The organism is Enterococcus sp. AZ078 (assembly GCF_051714985.1).
In the GTDB taxonomy this organism is placed as follows: domain Bacteria; phylum Bacillota; class Bacilli; order Lactobacillales; family Enterococcaceae; genus Enterococcus_B; species Enterococcus_B hirae.
Map to the genome: position 1 here is coordinate 1,061,184 of NZ_JBIOSW010000001.1, position 25,367 is coordinate 1,086,550.

The 25,367-nt window shown below is 34.9% G+C and carries 11 protein-coding genes; 9 read left to right on the forward strand and 2 right to left on the reverse strand.

The genetic code is table 11. The features are described from left to right. Positions 1-74 precede the first annotated feature (74 nt). The 5 genes from IGJ18_RS05100 (at position 75) to thiD (ending at position 12,652) form a co-directional block, all read left to right on the forward strand. Complete coding sequence (locus IGJ18_RS05100; RefSeq protein ID WP_438842968.1) at positions 75-4,856, forward strand: hypothetical protein; 4,782 nt, start codon at positions 75-77, stop codon at positions 4,854-4,856. A 108-nt stretch (positions 4,857-4,964) separates the two neighbouring features. Beyond that, positions 4,965-5,558 (forward strand): hypothetical protein, encoded by a 594-nt coding sequence (locus IGJ18_RS05105; protein WP_438842969.1) that lies wholly within the window; start codon positions 4,965-4,967, stop codon positions 5,556-5,558. A gap of 294 nt (positions 5,559-5,852) precedes the next feature. Next, positions 5,853-10,949 (forward strand): hypothetical protein, encoded by a 5,097-nt coding sequence (locus IGJ18_RS05110; protein WP_438842970.1) that lies wholly within the window; start codon positions 5,853-5,855, stop codon positions 10,947-10,949. Positions 10,950-11,024: 75 nt separating this feature from the next. Beyond that, a complete protein-coding gene (locus IGJ18_RS05115) occupies positions 11,025-11,465 on the forward strand; it encodes a universal stress protein (RefSeq protein WP_010719609.1) in 441 nt (146 codons plus the stop codon). Positions 11,466-11,803: 338 nt separating this feature from the next. After that, entirely contained in the window at positions 11,804-12,652 is an 849-nt protein-coding gene (gene thiD / locus IGJ18_RS05120; RefSeq protein ID WP_438842971.1) for a bifunctional hydroxymethylpyrimidine kinase/phosphomethylpyrimidine kinase, read from the forward strand. A gap of 189 nt (positions 12,653-12,841) precedes the next feature. Here thiD and cls read toward each other — a convergent pair whose 3' ends face one another. Continuing rightward, positions 12,842-14,293: a cardiolipin synthase gene (gene cls, locus IGJ18_RS05125; RefSeq protein ID WP_010737327.1), complete on the reverse strand. Its 1,452-nt coding sequence runs from the start codon at positions 14,291-14,293 to the stop codon at positions 12,842-12,844. A gap of 350 nt (positions 14,294-14,643) precedes the next feature. Between cls and IGJ18_RS05130 the strand changes: the two genes are divergently transcribed. The 3 genes from IGJ18_RS05130 (at position 14,644) to IGJ18_RS05140 (ending at position 21,288) form a co-directional block, all read left to right on the forward strand. Then, complete coding sequence (locus IGJ18_RS05130; protein WP_010719606.1) at positions 14,644-17,310, forward strand: cation-translocating P-type ATPase; 2,667 nt, start codon at positions 14,644-14,646, stop codon at positions 17,308-17,310. Positions 17,311-17,694: 384 nt separating this feature from the next. Beyond that, complete coding sequence (locus IGJ18_RS05135) at positions 17,695-18,423, forward strand: class I SAM-dependent methyltransferase (RefSeq protein ID WP_438842972.1); 729 nt, start codon at positions 17,695-17,697, stop codon at positions 18,421-18,423. A 639-nt stretch (positions 18,424-19,062) separates the two neighbouring features. Beyond that, positions 19,063-21,288, forward strand: coding sequence for a putative mucin/carbohydrate-binding domain-containing protein (locus IGJ18_RS05140; RefSeq protein ID WP_438842973.1), 2,226 nt, complete (start codon positions 19,063-19,065; stop codon positions 21,286-21,288). A gap of 207 nt (positions 21,289-21,495) precedes the next feature. Here the strand turns inward: IGJ18_RS05140 and IGJ18_RS05145 are convergent, their stop codons facing one another. Continuing rightward, positions 21,496-22,647 carry a hydroxymethylglutaryl-CoA synthase gene (locus IGJ18_RS05145; RefSeq protein WP_411245308.1) on the reverse strand — a complete coding sequence of 384 codons (1,152 nt, stop codon included), beginning with the start codon at positions 22,645-22,647 and terminating at the stop codon, positions 21,496-21,498. A 185-nt stretch (positions 22,648-22,832) separates the two neighbouring features. Here IGJ18_RS05145 and IGJ18_RS05150 point away from each other — a divergent pair, with 185 nt between their 5' ends. Beyond that, positions 22,833-25,274: a hydroxymethylglutaryl-CoA reductase, degradative gene (locus IGJ18_RS05150; RefSeq protein ID WP_438842974.1), complete on the forward strand. Its 2,442-nt coding sequence runs from the start codon at positions 22,833-22,835 to the stop codon at positions 25,272-25,274. Positions 25,275-25,367 lie beyond the last annotated feature (93 nt).

A 25,367-nucleotide genomic window follows, 5' to 3' on the forward strand; every position in this document is an offset into this window, starting at 1 on the left:
ATCTATTGATTGATAGAAAATTAGATAGATAAAAACATAATGAGGGCAAATTCTGAATAAAAGGAGCAAAACAAATGGGAAGAGACTCTTATAAGAAAGACTATATGCAGATTAAAGGAAGTAAAGTAACTTGTAAAGAAAATGAAGAGTGGATCACAATTAACCTAGACAGTAATCCCAACTTATTGGCGGATAGTATTTATTTATTGAATAAATTATTAGATGAACAAGATGTACTACCTCGAAAGGATACGGAGGAGAAAAAAGAAATTTTAAAAACAAGTATATCAGAACGATTGGTAGGAGATCAGAAAAAAATTTTTTTAGATTGGCAAGAAGTCACCCAGGCAATCTCTGAAGGCAATCTTACAACACGACAAAAACTTATGGAGGTGTTCCATAAGAAAAGATTATTTTCTTTAGAAGAAAAGGCGAAAGTTTGTGTGCTTTTTCAAGAGTTGATAAACGATATCAAAGATAAAAAGGAAAAAAAGTTTAAAGAGCAATTTTATGCTAATTATTCATTAAATGATAACGAACTAAGTGAATCCATAGAAGTTTATCATTATCTACATCCATTCGAGAATGAGAAAATAGCCAAATCAATGAATAATATCGAACAACTATTTATTGATTTGGTGTCTCCTTCCAGTAGTACAGACAAAAGACGTAAAATGTATGATGTAGTCAGAGCCAGTTTGATTTTAAAACGGAAATTATCCTCGATACAATTGAAAAATGATTTACTCAAAAAAATGGTGGAACCTCAGGTTTTTTCCCATGAACAACCCGAGTTTGATACGTTTATGGAGACAATCGTTAACCCCTATCTTAAGAAAAATCCTGCCACAGATCCTGACTATAGTCGTTTTCCAATTGAAAACGAACAGGAACAAGTTGAATTATCCCTGACAAACGAGGTAGAACCATACTACTTATTAGCATTGAAAGAAGTCCGAAAAGGATTTAGAAAAGCATCAACAGAGCTATTCACACATATCTACTTACAGACAACGATTGAAGAGAAAAGAGATATCATTGATGGGTATGCAAAACAGTATTTAACTAAATTTGATTATTTGGATTTTATGTTCAGGATAAGACAACAACATATTCAGAAAAAATGGAATAAAAAAAATTCTTTACAAGAAAATTTCCATCTACTCCTAGATGGGAAAAGCAGAACGGCTTACGAGGAACGAGCGTATTATTTAGCTTATCTTGAAGAGACGACATTACCAAAGTCTCTAAAAGATACTTTGAAATACCTTTTATTGAACGAGCTAATTTCTGGTGAATACAGACAAGTGATAGAGCTTGCTCCTGAGAAAAGACAATTGTTGCTGTTGGCAAAAGAAATAGATATAGAGACTGTATATGAATTTGAAGCAATCCAACAAGGCAAAAAAAAGGTGACGTACGCTTATTTCTTAGAGTTATATGAAAAAACCAATTCGAAAAAGGTTCAAGAAATTATCACAGAACAAGCCAAAAAACACTTAACTGAAAGTAAGTATGTTAAATTTGAAATTTATACCTATTTTCAAGAAGAATTTAAAAGAAAATCAGTTACACAACCGAATGTAGATTTTAAAGAAAAAGTATTCAGACGATTTATTGAGAGGGAAGACTTATCTGCTAATGACATTCGAGCTTTTTACTTGGCGTATATAGATGCACAAAAATTTCCGAATGATATCCAAGTAATTATTGAAGAACGCTTAACAAAAAATTTAACGGATAAAGAAAAAAAAGAAGTGATAACTCAATCTTTAGAAAAAAAACAATTGTTACTGATGGGGAAATACTTAGAAAGCGACATTATATTAGAACTTGAAGCAATCCAAAAAGGTAAAAAAAAGGGAACAGATGATTATTTTCTAGCGATATATAAAAAGAGTGACTCGATATTGGCTCGAGAAGTGATTAAAGAGCAAGCTAAAAAATATTTGACTGAAAGTAATTATCTGGAATTTGATATAAACATCCAACTCCAAGAGGAAAGTAGAAAAATGGACGTCACTTTACCGACAGTGGACTTTAAAGATGAAGCACTACGGTATTTTGTTGACCATGAAGTATTATCCAAAAATGAACTGATTATTTATTGTCTAGCCTATCTTGAATTTAAAGAAATACCCAGTGATTTAGAAACAATAAGAAATTTAAAAAAAGCTGTCGTAACTCCAAGTCAAATCGATGTCGAGGATTTGGTTTTAGAAAAAAAACAACTTTTATCAATAGCTAACAAAATAGATCCAAGTGTATATGAAAGATTAAGAACTAACGCAGGAATATCAATCGGTGTCTTTACGGAGATGTATGAAAATGTGAAGTCTAATAAGCATCATCAATTTATTAATAAACAAGCACAATTATTTTTAGATGCTGAAAAACATTTAGAATTTAAAAAACGCATTGCACTTTATGAATTAAGCAAGTCTGACGAACTAACCTCTGAAGTTGCTTTTTTTATTGGACTGCAACGTCATTATCAACAAAAAAATGGGGAGAACCATCGAACGAAAGTCAGTCTCCAAGACATAGAAGAATTGAGGAAGCAAAACCTGTCTTTTCTAGCTAAGACGATGGTTTTAAATCAGAAATCTACCGAAGGAATAGAAAGCAAAAAAAACGATGAACAAAAAACTGTCAAGGAAGAATTAAAAGATTTCATTACTTTAATTTCTCGTTTTGATAGTAATGATTCATATACATTTATAGATAGTAATTTGAAAGATATATTCAGGTACGTCAGACATTATGCTCATCGGAGGAACCAAGTTTATTCTATACCACAATCAGTTAGAACGTTTAATAAATTGAAACATCTGAGGGTACCATTTATTGAAGAAAATAGAAGTAACTGGCTGTTCGTGTTAGATCTGAATGACAAGAAACAATCGAAGTATATCAAAATAATTAAACAATTCATTTTATTGCCTGAATGGCAATTTGTAGCTGAAATTGATCCTTTATTTATCGCTGTAAAGAAGAGAATAGAGAAAAAATTAGAACGATTTAGCCAAGAGGTGGAAGCAAGTCAACTGAAAACGGATGAAGAAATTTTAGCGCTCGCAGAAAAAGACCCTAAAGTCAAAGAACTACTTACATACTATCAAAAAATTGCTCCGGCAGTTCCGTTGAAAGATTTTGCAAAGGCGACGCCAACCGTCGTTGCTCATTTTAAAAATTCAGCACATCAACTTGCAAGAGAATACTTTGGAAAAGATGCGGAATTATCTCAACAAATTTATGAATTGGGAAAGCGAGACCTACCGTTTTGTGTAGATGTAATTAGGTATCTGCTATTAACTGACAAAAATGAGAAAGCGAAAGGTATTCCGAAATCTTTTGATAAGGAAAGTCAAGAAAGAGCCGAGTATATAATAGAAAATTATCATCAAAAGTTCATAAAGCCACGGCAAACTAAGCAATCAAAAAAAGTTCTACAAAAGGAAAGGAAAGAAAAGCAGATTGCAAATGATACCCAACTGAAAGAATTAGTAAGACATGGCGTTTATAATTATCAAATGGGTGAGGGGAAAGAAATACATATAGGACAGGATAATATTGGTTCTGTTTCGGGCAACACTCGATTACAGCAATTTATAAAAGAACTAGCTGAAAAGTTAGATACAGATATGCAAAGAGAAGCAGCGATTCAAACAGTAATGAAACCAAATTTAAGTTTGGAGGAAAGGAAAGAGTTTTACGCTTACCTAAAAAACGACCCGTTTCTTCCATTATTCTTACAGAAGGATAACTTATCAAAACTTGAATTAAAAGCTTATGTAGATGTTTGTCTTAAAAAAACAGACTTATCTTTTAAAGGGAAAGTTTCTGGCTGTTTGAGGGATTATTTAACAGTAGCTGAAAAAGAAAAGCTAAACAAATTGATTATTGAAAAAGAAGTTATCCGTGCAGTTGCAGAAGAAATCGATCATCAGACAGCATTGGAATTGGAGCAAGTAGTAAACCAAAAAAAACAAGAGATTGATCCACTCGTAGCAGTTTATCGTCAAACATCCTTTACACCAATTAGAGAGTTTATCCTACAACATGTTGATTCATCATTGACTGGTGAAAATCGCTCTGAATTTTATCAGAAAATTGATTCTGCAGCTTCTATAAAGCATCTAGATCAGACTAATTTTGGGGCACACTTAACAAACAAAGAGGAATTAGGACAAGAAACTAAAATAGGCTTTCTTTCACTAATTAATGAAATGAAAGAAACATTAGAACAACAAAAAATTGCCTATTACTTTCCTGAAATAGTCGGAGAATTTAATTCTCATCAAGTAACGAGAGAAAGTTTGGAAAAATTAGGTATCCATTTTACAGACGAGCAAATGAAAAATTGGGAAGCTACATATAAAAAAGGCCCGATAGTAACCGATAATATTCAAATATCCATACTTCAAACAATCGCAAAAGTAATTGAAAAACATATGGAACGAAAAGGAACTTTAATAGAAAATATCCCCACCGAAAAAGAAGAAAAAAATAGCATAAAAGAAAGACTGAAAAAAGAAATCGAACAATCAGTAGCTAAGATTAATAAGAATGACCCTAGGATCAGTATAGAAGAGCAGTTTATAAGTCATCTTTCGACTCAGCCAATCTTCAACCATTTAGTAAGGAAAGAACCTAAAATAGGGGAGAAATTATTGAAAAAATGTCAGAACAGACTTCCTTTTATTTCGCTACCTTCTTCAAAAGAATTTCTTCAGATGATGAATAGAGAGTTCCTCAAAAAACATACCGGGATTAGACGTTTTGCATTAGAATATGCGAGAGAAAAAAGAGCACGATTGTTTGAAGAAAGAAAAATTTATAAGTTGTATCAATAAAATCCATTCTGGTGTTGTGAAAATTTACGAGTGATCCTCGTCAATTATGCTGGGTTCAAGAAGAAAAATTTAAACCCAATATATAGACCTGAATTATACTCTTTTCAAGTGGATAGGAGTTTTAGTCAGCAGAGATTACTAAATAAAGCCAAAAAAATAACCGATTTTTATATAGATATCTCTTTAGATTTAAAAAAAGTATTACCTAAGGAACTTCAAAAAAAAGAATCAACGAATAAGGAAAGCCAAACTGAAGTATCATTTGAGTCAATAGTAAGCGACCAAGAGAAGTTAAATAATGATATGGCTTTAACAGAGGCGAGAGAAAAGAAGAGGTTATTTCCTGCCACAAATCATTTTGAACCGAAAAGTAATTTAGGACAAATGGAGCCGTTAGACAAAAAACTGCGTTTGACTCAGATAAAAGAATCAGCGAATAAGGAAAGTCAAACTGAAATATCATTAGAATCAATAGTGAGCAAGCATGAGAAGTTAAATAATGATATGGATGTAACAGAGACGAACGAAAAGAAGAGACTATATCCTTTTCTTGGTCAATCCGAATCAGAAAGTAATGTAGGACAAATGAAGTCGCTAGAAAAAAAGCTGCGTATGACTCAGATAGAAAAAGCAAGCCAAGAAGGTTACAGCTCTAATGAGAGAAAAACGCATGAACAAGTTCAAAGACAAGCGAATCGCTAAGTTTGGTCAGTGCTAGTAAATTAGTTGTTCCCTAAAAAACTAAGTATATTAATGAAGAACGGAGAAATGCAAATGGAAAGAGACTTTTATGAGAAAGAATATATGGAGATTAGAGGAAATGAAGTATCTTGTAAAGAAAATGAAGAGTGGATCACAATTAACCTATACAACAATCCCAACTTATTGGCGGATAGTATTTATTTATTGAATAAATTATTAGATGAACAAGATGTACTATATGGACATGTTTTTCAGAATAAAAAGGAAATTTTAGAAAAAAGTATATTGAAACGATTGCCAGAAAATCAAAAAAAAATATTTTTAGACTGGCAAGAGGTTACACAGTTAATCGCTAAGGCTGACTATGGAACAAGACAAAATTTTAGGGAGTTGTTCCTTAAAAAAAAATTATTTTCTTTAGAAGAAAAGGCAAATTTTTGTGTGGCTTTTCAAGAGTTGATAAACGATATCAAAGATAAAAAGGAAAAAAAGTTTAAAGAGCAATTTTATGCTAGTTATTCATTAGATGATAGCGAACTAAGTGAATCCATGGAAATTTATCATTATTTACATCCATTCGAGAATGAAAAAATAGTTAAATCAATGAATAATATCGAACAAATATTTATTGATTTGGTGTCTCCTTCTAGTAGTACAAAAAGAAAATGGGGGAATCAAATGGATGATGTAGTCCGAGCCAGTTTGATTTTAAAACGGAAATTATCCTCGACACAATTGAAAAATGATTTATTTAAAAGAATGGTGGAGCCCTATGTTTTTTCTGATAACCACCCCAACTTTAATACGTTTATGGAGACAACCGTTAACTCCTATCTTAAGGAACATCCCACCACAGATCCTGACTATAGTTATTTGCCAATTAAAAAAGAACAGGAACAAGTTGAATTATCTCTGACAAACGAGGTAGAACCATACTACTTATTTGCATTGAAAGAAATCCGAAAAGGATTTAGAAAAGCATCAACAGATCTATTCACACATATCTACTTACATACAACGATTGAAGAAAAACGATATATCATTGATGACTATGCAAAACAGTATTTAACTACATTTGATTATTTGGATTTTATGCTCAGGACAAGACAACAACGATCTCAGGGAAAATGGAATGAAAATGATCGTTTACAAGAAAGTCTCCATCTACTCGTGGATGGAAAAAGCAGAAGGGCTTACGAGGAACGAGCGTATTATTTGGCTTATCTTGAAGAGACGACATTACCAAATTCTCTAAAAGATACTTTGAAATACCTCTTATTGAACGAGCTAACTTCTGCTGAAAAAGCACAAGCGTTAGAGCTTGTTCCTGAGAAAAGACAATTGTTACTACTGACAAAAGAATTAGATAGAAAGACTGTATATGAACTTGAAGCAATCCAACAAGGCAAAAAACAGGTAACAGATGATTATTTTTTAGTGGCCTTAGCGGCGTATAAAAAGACCGATTCGAAAAAGCATCAAGAAAGAATCAAAGAACAAGCCAAAAAATACCTAACGGAAAGTAAGTATGTTGAATTTGAAATTCATACACAATTTCAAGATGAATTTAGAAAAAAATCAGTCACACAACCAAATGTAGATTTTCAAGAAAATGGACTAAGTCGTTTTCTTAAGAGGGAATACTTATCTGCTAATGAAGTTCGGGCTTTTTACTTGGCGTATCTTGATGCACAAAAATTACCGAATAATATCCAAATAATTTTTGAAAAAGTTTTGATTAAAGATTTAACGGATAAAGAAAAAAAAGAAGTGATAACGCTATACTCAGAGAAAAGACAATTATTATTGCTGGCAAAATACTTAGAAAGCGATATTGTGTTCGAACTTGAAAAAATCCAACAAGGGAAAAAAAGGGGAACAGATGATTATTTCAGAGCGATATATAATAACAGTGATTCGATACTAGCTCGAGAAATGATTAAAGAACAAGCTCAAAAATATTTGACTGAAAGTAATTACCTAGCATTTGATATAAACAACCAACTCCAAGAGGAAAGTAGAAAAACGGACTTTACTTTACCGACAGTTGACTTTAAAGATGAAGTACTACGGTATTTTATTGACCATGAAGTATCATCAAAAAGTGAAATGATCATTTATTATCTAGCCTACCTTGAAGCTAAAGAAATACCAAGTGATTTAGAAACAATAAAAAACTTGAAAAAAAATGTCGCAACCCCAAACCAAATCGATATTGATGAATTGATTTTAGAAAAAAAACAACTTCTAACAATAGTTAACGAAATAGGCCCAAGCGCATATGAAAGATTAAGATATGACATAGGAGTATCAATCGGCTTCTTTACGGAGATGTATGAAAAAGTGAATTCAGTTGATACTCAGCAGTTCATCAAAAATCAAGCACAATTGTCTTTAGATGCTGAAAAACATTTAGAATTTAAAAAACGTATTGCACTTTATGAACTAAGCAAATCTAGTAAATTAACCTTTGAAGTGGACTCTTTTATTCAAAGACAACGTCATTCTCAACAAAAAAATGGGGAGAACTATCGAACAAAAATCAGCCTTGAAGACATAGGAAGATTGAGAGAGCATAATCTGTCTTCTCTAGCTGAGAGGATGGTTTATGTCCAGAAGTCTACCGAAGAAATAGAAAGCAAAAAAAACGATGAACCAAAAAGTGTCAAGGAAGAATTACAAGTTTTTCTTGCTCTAATTTCTCGTTTTGATGATGATGATAAATATAGATATATGGACAGTCATTTTGAAAATATATATAGTTCAGTCAAAAAAAAATCTCATAATGGGAAACACATTTTATCTCTACCAAAAAAAAATAAGGCTTTAAATAAATTAAAGGATAAGTGGGTACTGTATGATAAAGAAAAGGGAAGAAACTGGCAGTCAGTATTAGAACTTAATAAACAGAAACAATCGAATATTACCGGTTTTATTAGCCGAATCATTTTATTACCTACATGGCAATCTGTAGCCGAAATTGAGCCTTTATTTATCGCTGTAAAGAAGAGAATAGAGAAAAGATTAGAACGATTTAGCCAAGAAGTGAAAGCAAGTCAATCGAAAACGGATGAAGAAATTTTAGCGCTCGCAGAAAAAGACTATAGAGTCAAAAAACTATTTACATACTATCAAAAAATTGCTCCGGCAGTTCCGTTGAAAGATTTTGCAAAGATAACGCCAACCGTCGTTGCTCATTTTAAAAATTCAGCACATCAACTTGCAAGAGAAGATTTAGGGGAAGATACAGAGTTATCTGAACAAATTTATGAGCTAGGTAAGCAAGACCTCCCGTTTTGCGCAGATTTAATCCAATATTTGGCATCAACTGGTATCAATGAAAAAGCGAAAGATATTCTAATATCTCCTAATGAGGAAAGTCAAAGAAGAGCCAAACAAATAATAGAAATTTATAATCAAAAGCTCGACATGGCGCAGCAAAAAAATATTTTGGAAACTGAAAAGAAGCAGCAGATTGAGAATGATAACCAACTGAAAGAATTAGTAAGGAATGGCGTTTATAACTATCAAAAGGATGGGAGTAAAGGAATACAGATAGGTCAGGCTAATGCTGATTCTTTTCCGAGCAAAAATCAATTACAGCAATTTATCAAAGAACTAGCTGAAAAATTAGACACCAATATGCAAAGAGAAGCAGCGATTCAAACAGTAATGAAACCAAATTTAAGTTTGGAGGAAAGGGAAAAGTTTTACGCTTACCTAAAAAACGACCCGTATCTTCCATTATTCTTACAGAAGGATAACTTATCAAAACTTGAATTAAAAGCTTATGTAGATGTTTGTCTTAAAAAAACAGACTTATCTTTTAAAGGGAAAATTTCTAGCTGTTTGAGGGATTATTTAACAGTAACTGAAAAAGAAAAGCTAAACAAATTGATTACTGAAAAAGAAGTCATCCGTGCAGTTGCAGAAGAAATCAATCATCAAACAGCATTGGAATTGGAGCGAGTAGTAAACCAAAAAAAACAAGAGATTGATCCACTCGTAGCAGTTTATCGTCAAACATCCTTTACACCAATTAGAGAGTTTGTCCTACAACATGTTGATTCATCATTGACTGATGAAAATCGCTCTGAATTTTATCAGAAAATTGATTCTGTAGCTCCTATAAATCAACTAGATCAGACTAAATGGAAGGCCCCCTCAACAAATAAAAATGTAAAACAAGAAAAGGATAGATTCTTATTTTCATTGATGGATGAAATGAAAGAAACATTAGAGCAGCAAAAACTTGTCTATTACTTTCCAGAAATAGTTAAACAAATTTTGCCTCCTAAAATTAGGAATTTGGAGGAAATAGATAAAGAATATCAAATAACAAGAGAAAGATTAGAGGAAACGGGTATCCATTTTACATACGGGCAAATGCAAAAGTGGATAGACACTTTTGATGAAGGTCCTATAGTAAACGATAATAATCATATATCAATACTTAAAACAATTGCAAAAGTCATTGAAGAAAATATGGAACGAAAAGGAACTCTAAGAGAGAATATTCCAACCGACAAAGCGGAAAATAATATAGTAAAAGAAGAATTAATAGCAGCAATCGAACAATCAGTAGTCAAGATTAATAAGGATGACTCCGATAAAAGCGTAGAAAAAAAGTTTAGGGATCATCTTTCGAATTATCCAATTATTCTAAATTTACTAAAGGAACAACCTGAAATAGGGAAAAAATTACTGAAAAAATGTCAGGACAGACTTCCTTTTGTTTCGCTAACTTCTTCAAAAGAATTTCGTGAAATTGTCGATAATGAGTTCGCTATAAGAAATACTAACATTAGGAAGTTTGCACGAAAACATGCCCCGCAAGTAAGAAGCCAAATGACAGTAGAAAAACAAATCTATGATTTGTATCAAGAAAATCCAGCTTGGTGCTGTGAAAATTTACGAGCGATCCTCGTCGATTATGTTGGGTTCAAGAATATAAATTTAAACCCAATTTATAGACCTAAATTATACTCTTTTCAAGCGTGTGGTAATTTTGATCAATGGAGATTACGGGGTAAAGCACAAAAAATAATCAATTTTTATACAGGTATCGCTTCAAATTTAGAAAGAGTATTACCTAAAGAACTTCAAGAAAAAGAACCAGTGAATAAGGAAAGACAGACTGAAATATCATTAGAGTCAATAGTGACCAAGCATGAGAAGTTAAATAATGATATGGTTTTAACAGAGACGAACGAAAAGAAGAAGTTATTTCCTGCCACGGATTATTTTGAATCGAAAAGTAATTTAAGGCAAAGGGAGCCACTAATAAAAAAATTGCATATGACTCAGATAAAAGAAAAAGCAAGCCAAGAAGGTTACAGCTCTAATGAGAGAAAAACGCATGAACAAGTTCAAAGACAAGCGAATCGCTGAGTTTTGTCATTGCTAGTAAATTAGTTGTTCCCTTAAAATAATCGTGCTACACTGATTGTAAAGGAGGCGGTTTCAATGGCAGACACCTATAAAAATATATTAGTAGCAATTGATGGATCAGAAAAAGCAGAAAAAGCCTTTTCTGAAGCAGTTACAATTGCAAAAAGAAATCAGGCAAAGCTACACATTTTGTACGTAAACGAAGTAACGGGTAACTATTTCGGTGATTTTGCATTTGTTACAACGAACTTACAAGAGGAATTAGATGAAGTTGCAGAAAACCAAATGAAAGAGCATCGCAACTTAGCAATTGAAAAGGGACTAACAGATATCGAGACGTATATTTTGTATGGATATCCGAAAACATTGATTGCAAATTTCAATGAATCAAAGGAAAAAATTGATTTGATTGTTATGGGGGCTACAGGATTGAATGCCGTGGAACGTGTCTTAGTTGGGTCAACTACTTCTTATGTAGTCACACATGCACCGTGCAATGTGTTGGTAGTAAAATAACGTCACTCGCTAGTTAGTGAGAGGATGCTAGAACTGAGCAGTACACTGAAGAAGCAAATAAAAAAGTAAGCCGAAGAAGCTGAGCATCATCTCTTTTATGTCAGTATTCTTCGGTTTTTTTTATGCTGTATTTTGCTTATTTCATCTTTTTAACTAATTAGTAAGTGATTAGTTAAAAAGATCACTATTCTTAAGGAGATATCTTGAATTTTACTAATTTGACAAAAGCTGCAATCAACAATTGTCCATCCACTACGATTTGATTCCTTAAAGTAAGAAGTGGTATAGTTGTGTAGAATAGGGAATGAGTTGGAAAAATAAAAAAGGGAATGAAGCGTATGAACGACCAATATGTACAAGTCATGACGATCGCGGGATCAGACAGTGATGGAAGTGCAGGAATGCAAGCAGATATGCATACTTTCTTTACCCGTGGCGTCTATGGTGTATCAGTTATGACGGCTTGTGTGGCAGGAAATTCTTATGGGATCGGAGCAAGTGTGACCTTACCAAGTGCGTTCATTGATAAAGAATTTTCTTTGATCGCTGAAGACTACCAAATAAGAGCGGCTAAAACAGGTATGCTAGCTGATGCAGAATTGATTGAAACAGTAGTTAAAAATTATCAACAGTATAACTTTGGTCCTTTAGTGGTCGACCCAGTAATCGTGACGAAGCATGGAAATCTATTATTAGAAGAGGCTGCTTTAAGTAGTCTGAAAGAAAAACTAGTACCGTTAGCGACTGTCTTGACGCCGAATTTCTATGAAGCAGAGAAATTAACTGGACGAACCTTAACGACAGATGAAGATTATGTTCAGGCCGCTGTTGATTTACAAGCAATGGGTGCCAAAAATGTGATGATTAAAGGATTTCATACGAAAGAAAGTAATCAAGAAGAAGTAAGAGATTATGTGTTGCTGGAATCTGGACGATCATTTTGGTTAAGTGCAGTCTTTTATCCGACAGATCGAATCAACGGTACAGGAGACACATTGTCGGCTTGCATCGCTGCAGAATTAGCGAAGGGAAAATCAGTAGAAGAAGCAATCCGAACGGCAAAAGACTATGTCAATATTGCAATTGGTGAAGAAATCATTGTCGGTCACAAGTATGGTCCCATCAATCACTGGGCAGCAGAAAAGCAACTCTCAGCAAAAAACTGTTCTTCAAAAAAGAATCAATAGCTATCTAAAAGAATCGTTTTTTTTTGCTTTTATAATTTTTCAAAAAAGTATAAGTGAATCATAATGTTTTTAATAGTAAAAATGAAAATGGGACTGAAAAAATCAATTCTGATTCTTCAGTCCCATAAATTATAGAGCCTTTTTTGTGGATCAAGCAAAAAACTCATTTTAAATTTGAATGTTTATGATTTATAAGATAGGTGAAAACAAACGAGAAATTTGTTGTTTGAATAACAACCAGCCAGACATTTCTTTGACTGTTTCCGTGGTCATCGGTGTACATTGTTTTTCATCTTGTAAAAATTGATCTGCTAACTGGGTTAAAAAGGCTGGATCATAAATGACAGCACTGGTTTCGAAGTTCAACCGATAACTTCGAACATCTTGATTGGCAGAGCCGACCATACAAATTTCATCATCCATGATCAATGTTTTCGCATGTAAAAAACCATTCTCATAAACCAAGATTTGAACGTTTTCTTTGATCAATTGACGTGCATAATATTGGGTTGCTCGGTAAATAAACGGATGATCAGGTTTATTAGGAATCATGATCTTGACTTCTACGCCAGAAGAAGCGGCAATTTTTAAGGCAGCGATCACACTTTCATCTGGAACCAGGTAAGGTGTTTGAATCCATACCCGTTTTTTAGCAGCTGTGATCAATTTAATAAAGGATAATTTAATTTGTTCACGTTCGTTGTTAGGACCGCTTGATACTAGTTGAATCGAAGTATTTTCATGCTTGTCGTCTTTCCCAAGTTCTTTTTGAAAAAAGTAATCAAGATGATAGGCAACCTTCTTTTGTTCGGGTACTGAAACATTCCAATCCGTTAGAAAACGTAGCTGTAATAATGAAGCAGCAGCGCCATAGATTCGAATATGAGTATCACGCCAATAACCAAACTTTTTGGTTGGATTGACATATTGATTGGCGATGTTAAAGCCACCGGTATAGCCGATTTTACCATCGATCACGACGATTTTACGATGGTCGTGATAATTTAAGCGGAATCGAAGTAATGCTCTTTGTGACGTGACGAATGTATGGACGTGACCACCATTTTGGATCAAACGGTTAAAGTCTTTCGGTTTAGTGCCGTGTGAGCCAAACGCATCATATAATAAGCGGACTTCAACCCCTTCAGCAGCTTTTTCTTCAAGTAATGTCAAGATTTGTTGTCCGATGTTGTCCGTGACGAATGCATAATATTCGATATGAATTGAATGCTTTGCCTGCCGAATATCACTTAATAGAGAAGTTAATTTTTGTTGACCATCTGTTAATAAAGTGACGGAATTACGTCGGGTTAATGGCATACGATTTAAAGAAGAGAAGAAGTCAACGAATTGTTGATGCTCTTCATTATCCATGACGGGATCATAGTGATCGATCGTATCTCCTTTGAAATCTTGAAAATTTTCTAGTTCTTTCAAGTCGCTTTGTCTCAAATAAAATTTTTTCTTATCAGTCAATCCGCGACCGAAGAAGAGATATAGGATAAATCCAAGACCTGGAAGAGCAAATAGTACGAGCAACCACGCCCAGATTGCAGCTACGTCACGAGGTTTGATTAAAATAGTTACTAAAGCAATTAGTGCATTGATGAAATAAAGGATCGTGAGAATAGTGATAACCAAAATAGCTTCCTCCTTATTTAGAATAACAAACAGTATTATATCATGAGAATCCTTAGAATCCTAAATTTGAAGTTGCAGAGATTATAAAGTGGTTTGAAAAAATAAAGAACCACAAGGCAAAGTGGTTGCAATTTTCTATTCATTCATGTAGGATAAGAATATAGTTGAATATCTCCTTAGGGGAGTAACCGACAACGTTTGTTGTGATAATATCAACAGTAAGTTAACCATTTGGTTTTCTGGTATTGTATGAAATGGTGAGACCTAAGACAAATCCGCATTTGTCTTAGGTCTCTTTTTTTTCAGTCAGAAAACTTTTTGGTAACGAAAAACAAAATGGGGGATGGAATTTGGAAAACAAAGAACAGGCTCAGCAAGTTGTCTATAAAGAACCAATTGACTCGCTGATGCAAAAAACACAGAGCTCAATCGATGGTTTGAGTACATCACAAGCAAAAGAAAAGTTAGAAAGAGACGGATTGAATCAGTTAAAAGAAGCACCTAAGAAGCCAACGTGGAAATTGTTTTTAGAAACTTTTAAAGATGCAATGGTTATTGTCTTGTTGATTGTCGCTTTGATTCAAATGGTCATGGGAGATTATATCGAATTTTTCGTTATTTTTGCCGTATTGATGTTGAACTCCGTGATTAGTGTGATCCAAACGAAGAAAGCAGAAGGTTCTTTAGAGGCATTGAAAAATCTTTCTGCACCTGATGCACGTGTGATTCGTGATGGAAAAGAAAAAACGATCCCTGCGAATGAACTGGTTGTAGGAGATATCGTTTTATTGGAAGCAGGAGATTATGTCCCTGCCGATGGTCGGTTGTTAGAAGCTGGATCATTGAAAGTGGATGAAGGGATGCTAACTGGTGAATCGACAGCATCGGAAAAAGAAGTAACTGATATTAGTCAGACAGTGCCGATTGGTGATCGTATCAACATGGTATTTAGTGGAACAATCATTACTTATGGTCGTGGGAAATTCTTAGTTACCGCTACTGGAAATAACACAGAAATCGGTGAGGTGGCAGGGTTACTTGAATCAACAACTGAACAAGTAACACCACTACAGCGTGGATTAGATAAATTTAGTAAGAAGTTAAGTTTAGCGATTTTAGCTTTATCGTTAGTTATTTTAGGTATCCAATTGTTCCGAATCTATCTTGGCGGCGGCACAGGTGATTTAACTGCTGATATCGTTAGTGCAGTAATGTTTGCAGTCGCTGTTGCGGTTGCTGCCATCCCAGAAGCATTACAATCAATCGTAACGATCGTTTTATCCTTGGGAACCAATAAAATGGCGAAACGACATGCCATTATCCGAAAATTACCAGCAGTGGAAACACTGGGTTCGACTAGTATTATTTGTACAGATAAAACTGGGACATTGACCCAAAATAAGATGACGGTAGTTGATTATTATCTAGCGAATGGTTCGACTGGAGATTTTACCGATGATCCAAAAAAATGGACAGACGATGAAAGACGGTTGATTGAAATCAGTGTATTAGCCAATGATGCTTCCATCAGTGAAGATGGTACGAAACTTGGAGATCCGACAGAGGTAGCGTTTATTGATTTTAGTGAAAAATTGAATCAACCGTATCAAGAAATCCGTAACAACTATCCAAGAAAAGCTGAATTACCATTTGATTCTGACCGAAAATTAATGTCGACTGCTCATAACATTGATCAGGGACACTATCTTTTTGTTAAAGGTGGACCAGATATCGTGTTTGCTCGCAGTAAAAAGGTCTTGCTAAATGGTGAAGTTGTACCAATGACAGAGGAATTAATGAAACAATTCAAAGAACAAAATGAAGCTTTCTCAAACAAGGCATTGCGTGTTTTAGCCTTTGCTTATCGCCCAATTGAAAGTCCAGAGTTGTCATTTGAAGATGAAAATGACTTGATTCTAGTTGGATTACTTGCCATGATCGATCCTCCAAGAGCAGAAGTCACACAAGCAGTTAAAGAAGCTCGAAGCGCTGGAATTAAAACGATTATGATCACTGGAGACCATAAAACGACTGCTGTTGCGATTGCGAAAGAAATTGGGATCTTTGCAGAAGGAGATCAAGCACTTACAGGGACAGAGTTAGATGAATTGACCGAAGATCAATTAAACGAAGTCTTGGAAAAAGTGACTGTATACGCACGTGTATCTCCTGAAAACAAGATCCGAATCGTACGTGCATGGCAAACAAAAGGACACATTTCTGCGATGACAGGCGATGGTGTTAATGATGCTCCGGCCTTGAAACAAGCGGATATCGGTATTGCCATGGGTACGGGTACGGATGTATCGAAAGATGCGGCAGCGATGGTCTTGACCGATGATAACTTTGCTTCAATCGTTAGTGCCGTAGAAGTAGGACGTAATGTTTTTGATAATATCAAAAAGGCGATTGCCTATTTATTCTCTGGAAACTTAGGTGCGATCATTGCGATTGTCTTCGCTTTAGTTGCTGATTGGTCCAATCCATTTACAGCATTACAATTATTGTTTATCAACTTAGTCAACGACTCATTACCAGCGATTGCTTTAGGAACAGAAAAAGCCGAACCAGCTACAATGAAACGTCCACCAAGAGATCCAAATTCAGGAATCTTTACCGATAAAACATTGATCTCGGTTACTTATCGTGGCGTACTAATCGGTATCGCAGTCATTTTTGCGCAATGGTTAGGGATGCAACATTCACCAGAATTTGGCGTAGCAATGTCATTTTCTACATTGATCTGGTGTCGAACATTACAAACGTTCCCTGCGCGTTCTAACACACAAACAGCGATCCAAGCAGGTTTCTTCGCAAATCGAAGCGTATTGTTAGCTGTTGTAGTATGTAGTGCATTGTATTGCTTGACGATGATCCCAGGCTTGAAAGAAGTCTTTTCAATTCCAGCAGCATTTGGTTTGACAGAAGTCTTTACGTCAATCGGGATTGCCTTAGTAACGATCATTTTAATGGAAATCACAAAACTGATCCTTGTACACGTACAAAAAGAGAAATAAAAAGGAATACCTGGGATAATTTTTTGATGTGCTATTCAAAAGTTAATAGCAGAGTATTTCACCAACAGGCTGGTATGGCTTCGGGATTCAACCGAATGTATACCAGCCAGTTTTTTGTTCGATGACAGCTTTATTCTTTACTTGATGATAGCTGTCTAATATACATAGTGAAGAACTATATCGGCAATTTAAAAATTTGGCTCTGATGAGATAGAAAGAAAGGAAAACACATGTGAATCATGTATAATGAAAGGACAGAAATTTTAAAAATAATTATTTCTATAAGCCTAAGAGCAGGTAGGTTTTGGTTATGAATTAGTCAGTATATTATTTATTCCGAAAAGTGAAAAAGCGATATAAAAATAGAGAAATAGAGGAATGAAAATGAACGAAGAAGAATGGGACGCCTTTGCAAGCGATTACTACATGAATCAAAAAGAATCAGACAAAACAATTGTCCGAGATGTCATTGAGTATCTAAAAAAAGAAGCTGCATTACCAACTGAGAAAATAGTGGATGTAGCAGGTGGCGCTGGACGCTATCTAGCGATGTCAAAAGAAGCAACTACATATGAATTGATAGATTTTTCGGATGAAATGTTGAAGTTTGCTACTGAAGAAGCAGCTAGATTGGGGAGGGAAAACATTCATCTAACGAAACAGACTTTTTCTGAATTTCTGGAAAATGGAAAAACGTATGATTTTATTTTCTCTGCTTCTAATCCGGCTTTAGACGATTCCGTAAAGTTAAGTAGAATGTTAACAAAGATGAAAAAATATTGTGTCATCCTAAGAGTTGTCTCTTCTAAAGAAGATCTGTTTACATCGTTGGAAAAAAAATTAGGAATTTTCGAAGAAGATGCTGTGACTTCACCAGTAATAATGGATCAATTGGAAACTTATTTAAAAGACGAAGAATGGTCCTATAAAAGAAAAGAATTTACGTATACGTTTAAAGAAGAAATTACGGAAGATTTTATGAGAGCTTATTATCAAGAATGTCTAGAAGAAACAATTTTTAAAGAGTATATTCAAAAATATTTTGACCCAAAAGAAAAAATTTTTAGTACAACGATGTTGACCTATCGGCTACTACTAATCAAGAAGGAGTGACCCAAAATGGGCATGACTAGTTTTGTTTACTCTAAGAATATAGAGAAAAACGATTTATCTCTTAGGACGGATTGACGAGGAATGACTTTTTGACCACCGTTTATCCGTCTTTAGAGATATGATGAGAAGAGACTGAGGCAAGTTGTGATATGCTCCCCCTATACAGGACTTTTATTATTTCAGTGTCCTATATAGGGGGAGCATATCAGATTGGCTCAGTCTTTTTTTGTTGTGGCTAATGGAGTAATCGAAAATTAACGTAAAAGACAAAACACTTATATTTGATTGTGTCTTAACAATTCACTCTAAGAAATCGGCCTAAAACTATTTTTTGACTGTTGGTTATCTTTCTAAAATAATAAACGGAGAAAAATGAGTTGTCAGATATATTGGTATTATGTTTTCTTAACTGTTTTAAATCATTTTTATTATTTTATAAAATAACAAATCATTGAAATGTTTGTTTTGGAAAATTATAGCTTGCATCTTAATTATTTCTTTAAAAAAATAGTTTAATTGAAGTGAAAGTATAATTTTTATTGTGGTTGTTGACTATTTTATTTATACTTAAATGTATACGATTGCTTTGTTTGATTAGATGGCAATTTGTATAAAATTACATAACAGGAAGTTTTTTGTTTGAAAAAGATTTTTTTGATAGGGTTATCAGTGTTATTTTTTGGTTGTTTGTTTTCTACGAATGTTCAGGCGCAAGAGGTAATTAAAAAAGAGATTTTTAGTATTCCTGAACCAACTTGGATCTTCAATGCAGGGATGAGTAAAGGGAAATACCACGATCGCCAGGATTTAGGTTTTATCTTAGGTGAAGATACTGAGTTGAGAGTGAGACAAGTAAATACCGACTTTAAAGGTGAGTTAACGCTTCGCTTACTGGGAAATGATAGTAAATACGAAAAAAGTGTAAAACTTGGTTCTGACTGGGTAAGTATTAGTGCAACACAAGCATTGGTTCCATTCATTGATACACCGTACGGAGACCAAGGAGCCCAAATCGAATATGAAGTGGCTTCTGATGGAAAAATCAACCGATTTCCAACGTATTCTTATAACCAAGATGAATCAATGTTTTTTGCTATGTGGGACAAGTTCGATGCTGAATTTGCACTAGTCAAAGGACCAGATTTTCAACTATTTATGCCTAAAAGGGATAAAGAATTATTGCGAAACTTAAAAGATTTTTCTTCTATTAATGAATTGATTGAATATTATAATGAGGTATTTGGTTTATTCAACAAAATAGCTGGTATTGATGGTTCAGCACCAGAAAATCAAAACGGAGCCAATCGTTACTTTTTAAAAGCAGATAAAAGTGGAGCAGGTGCTGCTTATTATGGAAGTAATTGGACAGCAAATAAAGAAGATACAACAGATATGTGGTTAGAAAAAGGACGTTGGGCAAGTCTTCACGAGATTGCACATGGCTATCAAGCTGGCTTCGATAACATAGGGATGTATACAGGAGAAGTCTCGAATAACTTATTTGGTGTGCAGTATCAATATCTTATCTATGGAAAAGAAGCAGATGAAAAAGGTTGGCTATTTAATTATGGTAAAAAAGAAGCGGTAGAAAACGCACTATACGAAAAGCTAATCAATCAGAATGGAACTTATGCTGATGCTGATCTGCGCGAAAAATTAATTTTATTAACAATGTTAAAACAAAAAGCAAATGATGATTCGTTTACAAAGATGTATCAGGAATACCGTAAAATAGCTAATCAATCAGATTTTAATCGCAACGATTATCCATTACCTGATTTAATGAATCGTATCTATAGTGAAAATAGTCAACTAGATTTTTCAGGTGTTTTAGAGAAATGGGGATTGACGCTTGATCAAGTACAAGTCCAAAAAAATCGTGCGCATGGTTATCCGGCAGTCGCTTCTTTAGCTGATGTCGTACCAGAAAGTGAGTTGGCACGTGCGCGTGAATTAGTTGACCCATCTTATTTGATCAATTCAAATTTTGAGATGGTGCAAAACGAGGAGATTGCTGCGCTAAATCTAAAAGGCGATCTTACGATTGAATTAAGTTTGAAAGATTTAAACCTATTAAAAGGTGCCAAAATAACTTTAAAAGATGGAGCGAAAGAAATAGCTACTCAAGAAATCACTGGAGGAGTAGTCACTTTTAAAAACATTCCTAATGGCATCTATTGTGCAGAATTCTCTGGAAATCAAATGATGTATTTCATCCCACAGAATAGTTATGTTTACGTGAAAGAAGCAACAAATCATGCGGTTATTACGTTGGACGAAGTAAAAGATAGCCAAGTCATTGATTTTCATGGAGTGAATGACAGGAAGTTTGGCTCATTTACATTTAGAACAAACAAGAACAGTGATACTCAAGAAGCAATTGTTTCAGTTACGCATTCGAGACCTCATTATCGTTATGAGAATGAAACTTATGTAAAAGTAATGGTCAAAAGTAGTACAGGAGAACTGAAATACGAAAAAACGATCGAAGGCATAGAGTCTGTTACTGGTGAAGAAAATGTATCATTGAAAATAGGTGATATCGTTGAAATTTATCATGCAGAACCTAAAAACCGCTTCATTTCTTCTGAAGGGATCGTTGATACTACGCAATCGACCAATCGTTGGGTAGTAACCCAATTTGGATTAGAAAACCTAGCTTTGAAAAATGATGCCAAAGAGGATCTCAAAAAAAGAATTACGTCATTAGCCACTCAACTTTGGGATAAAGAGTTAGTCAATCCGGTTCCAAGTGACCGATCACCAGAAAAGAAATTGTTATGGGTGATGATGGATCAAACAACATTAAAAGAAAAATCAGAATATCGAACTTTATATTATATACTATTCAAAAAATGGTTCTAAATATTAAGAAGCATCATATAGTTTATGAAATAGGATAGAAAATCAAATAGCGACTTACAGTTATTTATTGTCACAACAATGTTGACAAAAGTAATTGCAAGCCGCTATTTTTTGTTTTACTGCTTTTTGTAGCTATATGTTAAAAGTTGCTTTTTTGCAAACATTTTTGATTACCTATTAAATCAATCAGGCAGTTGTCTCATATGGTTACTTGTAGTAACGAATGTCATTTTCAACTTTATAGATTGAAAATGGTACATCGGAAGAATATTCGGCTGTTTCCCCATGTTCAGGTAATTTTTCCTTGAAGATTGTTTCATATTGATCGACTGTGACAGCTTCTCTACCTTCTAACATTTCTTGATGTAGTTCAGTCAATAGGAAGTCTTGATAGCCGTCTTGTAAGTAACCTGTGAAAAATTCACTGACAGCACCCGAACCATAGCTGAATAAGCCAATTCGATTACCTGATTTTAACACTTGTGAGTTTTCTAAAAGAGAAATCAATCCTAGATAAAGAGAACCAGTATAAAGGTTACCAATTCGCCGACTATAACGAATACTTTCTTCATAGCGAGTTAATAAGCGATTTTGTGTTTCTTCATCTGTCTGATCCAAGACACTTTGTAAGGCTTTTTTCCCCATTTTTGTGTAAGGAATGTGAAAACTTAGCGCATCATAGTCTTCTAAAGTAAATCCTGTTACCTCTTTATGTCGATTCCAAACTTTTTGAAAAGATTCGATATAAGTGGAGTTGGATAAAGGACCATCAACCACTGGGTATTGCGCATAATCAGGACGCCAAAAATCATAAATATCTTCGGTTAAGAAAGTACTATCGTCTTCGATAGTGATGATTCGTGGATCTTTGGTAACCATCATAGCGACAGCACCCACACCTTGTGTCACTTCTCCACCACTAGCTAGACCATAACGGGCGATGTCACTAGCGATCACTAAAACTTTTCGATCTGGATGATTTTTTACATATTCTTTTGCCATGTGGAGAGCAGCAGTTCCACCATAACAAGCTTCTTTTACTTCAAACGAACGAGCAAAAGGTTGGACTTTCAATAAATGATGGATAATTACAGCACTCGCCTTTGAATGATCGATGCCAGATTCCGTTCCTACGATAACCATATCGATCAGCTCGCGATCTTCATTTGTGACGATCCTAGTAGCTGCATTTGCTCCTAAAGTCACGATATCTTCTGACACTCGGTTGATGGCCATTTGATCTTGGCCAATACCGATATGGTATTTAGCAGGATCATCTCCCCGACGTTCAGCTAACTCTGTCATATCTAAATATAAATTTGGAATAAAAAAGGAAAGACGATCAATCCCTACTTTCATTTCAACACCTCTTTACTCATGATAAAAAAACTTACTTTACTAAAGTATCATAAAAAGATTAAAAGAAATATAAAAAAGCGAATATTTAAGGATTTGTAAAATTTATTCCTAGATTTTTTTGAAGCTGTAGTGAGGTATTTGTTTTTAGCATAAACAATGGTATATTTTTCTAGGAGGTGACTGACTTGAAGGAAGTCGTTATTATAGATGCTGCGAGAACGCCAATTGGAAAGTATCGTGGCAGTTTAAGCAGTTTTTCTGCTGTAGAATTAGGAACAATCATTACAAAAGAACTGTTAGAAAAAACAGGTATCCATAAAGAAAACATCGATCAAGTAATATTTGGAAATGTATTACAGGCGGGGAATGGTCAGAATGTTGCCAGACAAATTTCTGTCAATAGTGGGATCCCTGTTCAGGTTCCTGCCATGACAGTCAACGAAGTATGTGGCTCAGGAATGAAGGCGGTTATTTTGGCTCGCCAATTGATTCAGTTAGGTGAAGCTGATCTAGTAGTCGCAGGAGGCACTGAAAGCATGTCACGTGCGCCACTGCTTCAGCAATATGAAGCAGAAAATGCAACTTATGAAGAGCCGATCTCAAGTATGGTCAATGATGGGCTGACAGATGCGTTCTCAAATGCACATATGGGCTTAACTGCTGAAAAAGTAGCGAACGAATTTTCCGTTACGAGAACAGAACAAGATCAATATGCGCTCAACTCACAAAAAAAAGCAGCTCAAGCTAGTGAAAACGGGGTATTTGAAGCAGAAATTATTCCCGTTACTTTACCTGATCAAAGAATCATGGATAAAGACGAAGCCATCCGAGGGAATAGTACACTGGAAAAATTAGGGACTTTGAAAACTGTTTTTTCCGAAAATGGGACTGTGACAGCAGGAAATGCTTCTCCGTTAAATGATGGAGCATCGGTATTGATTTTAGCTTCAAAAGAATATGCGATCAAACATGGGCTTCCTTATCTTGCAACAATCAAGGTTGTTTCTGAAATTGGGATTGATCCGAGCATCATGGGAATTGCACCTATCTCAGCAATCCAAACATTATTGAAAAAAGCAGAAATTTCTATTGATCAAATCGATCGTTTTGAGATCAACGAAGCATTTGCGGCTTCATCGATCGTGGTCAATCGCAACTTAAAACTAGCTGAAGAAAAAGTCAATGTAGATGGTGGTGCCATCGCACTCGGTCATCCGATTGGTGCAAGTGGTGCTCGTATTTTGACAACATTAAGTTATGGCTTGAAACGAATGAACCAACAATATGGTGTGGCTTCTTTATGTATTGGTGGAGGCTTAGGACTAGCCATGTTACTTGAAGCAAATCTAGAAACGGAACAATCAAGTGACCAAAAAAAAAAGTTTTATCAACTGACGCCTGAACAACGTCGGAGTCAGTTGGTTAGTGAAGGAATCATCAGTCAATCACAAGCTGATGAATTAAAAGTAGGAACACTCTCTGAAGAAGTAGCCAATCATTTGATTGAAAATCAAATCAGTCAAGTTGAGATTCCTCTAGGGATTGCACCTAATTTTCAAATCAATGGAATCAAAAGGCAAGTACCGATGGCGACAGAAGAACCGTCTGTAATTGCTGCAGCCAGTAACGGTGCAAAAATATGTGGAGACATTACAGCAATTACACCACAACGCCTGATGCGTGGTCAGATTGTACTATCAGGGGAACTGGATAATCGAGGCATAACTGATGCTGTCATCGCCAGACAAGATGAACTACTAGCATGTGCGAATGCAAGTTATCCCTCGATCGTGAGACGTGGTGGTGGAGTGCAGGAAATCGCAACAAGAAACTTTAAGGGCAATAATTTGGATTACTTATCGATCGATTTCTTGGTTGATGTAAAAGATGCGATGGGAGCTAATATCATCAACGCTATCTTAGAAGGTGTTGCCCAGAAAATACGTTCCTGGTTTCCTAAAGAAGAGATTTTGTTTAGTATTTTAAGCAATTTCGCAACAGAATCATTAGTAACAGCTAGTTGTGAGATTCCCTTCGAGCGATTGGGAAAAACGATTGAAGCAGGAAAGAGAGTTGCTGAAAAAATCCAACAAGCTTCCGAGTATGCTAAATTAGATGTTTATCGGGCAGCAACACATAATAAAGGGATCATGAATGGCATCGAAGCTGTCATTCTTGCTACTGGAAACGATACGAGAGCTTGTGCAGCTGCCGTTCATGCGTATGCTGCGAAAGATGGTGCTTACCAAGGCCTGTCAGACTGGCAAATGATTGGAGATAAGTTAGTTGGACAATTAACGGTACCTTTGGCAGTGGCAACAGTTGGAGGGGCTTCTAGGATTCTTCCAAAAGCAAAGATTGCACTAGACATGTTGAAGATTGAATCAGCAAAAGAATTAGCTCAAATCATTGCTGCCGTCGGTTTAGCACAAAATTTAGCTGCTTTGCGGGCATTAGTGACAGACGGTATCCAAAAGGGGCACATGTCGCTTCAAGCTAGAGCCTTAGCGATCACAGTCGGGGCACAAGGAACTGAAATTGAACAAGTCGCTGAATTTCTAAGAAAAGCCGAAGGAATGAATCAGGACGTAGCTAGAAAATTTTTGATGCAATTACGTAAAAAATAAGTATTTATAAAAAAGAGAGACTGATTGGGATAACAGCAGAATGGATAAAAAGCTACTATATATTTATTATATTTATTCATATATTTATTCATA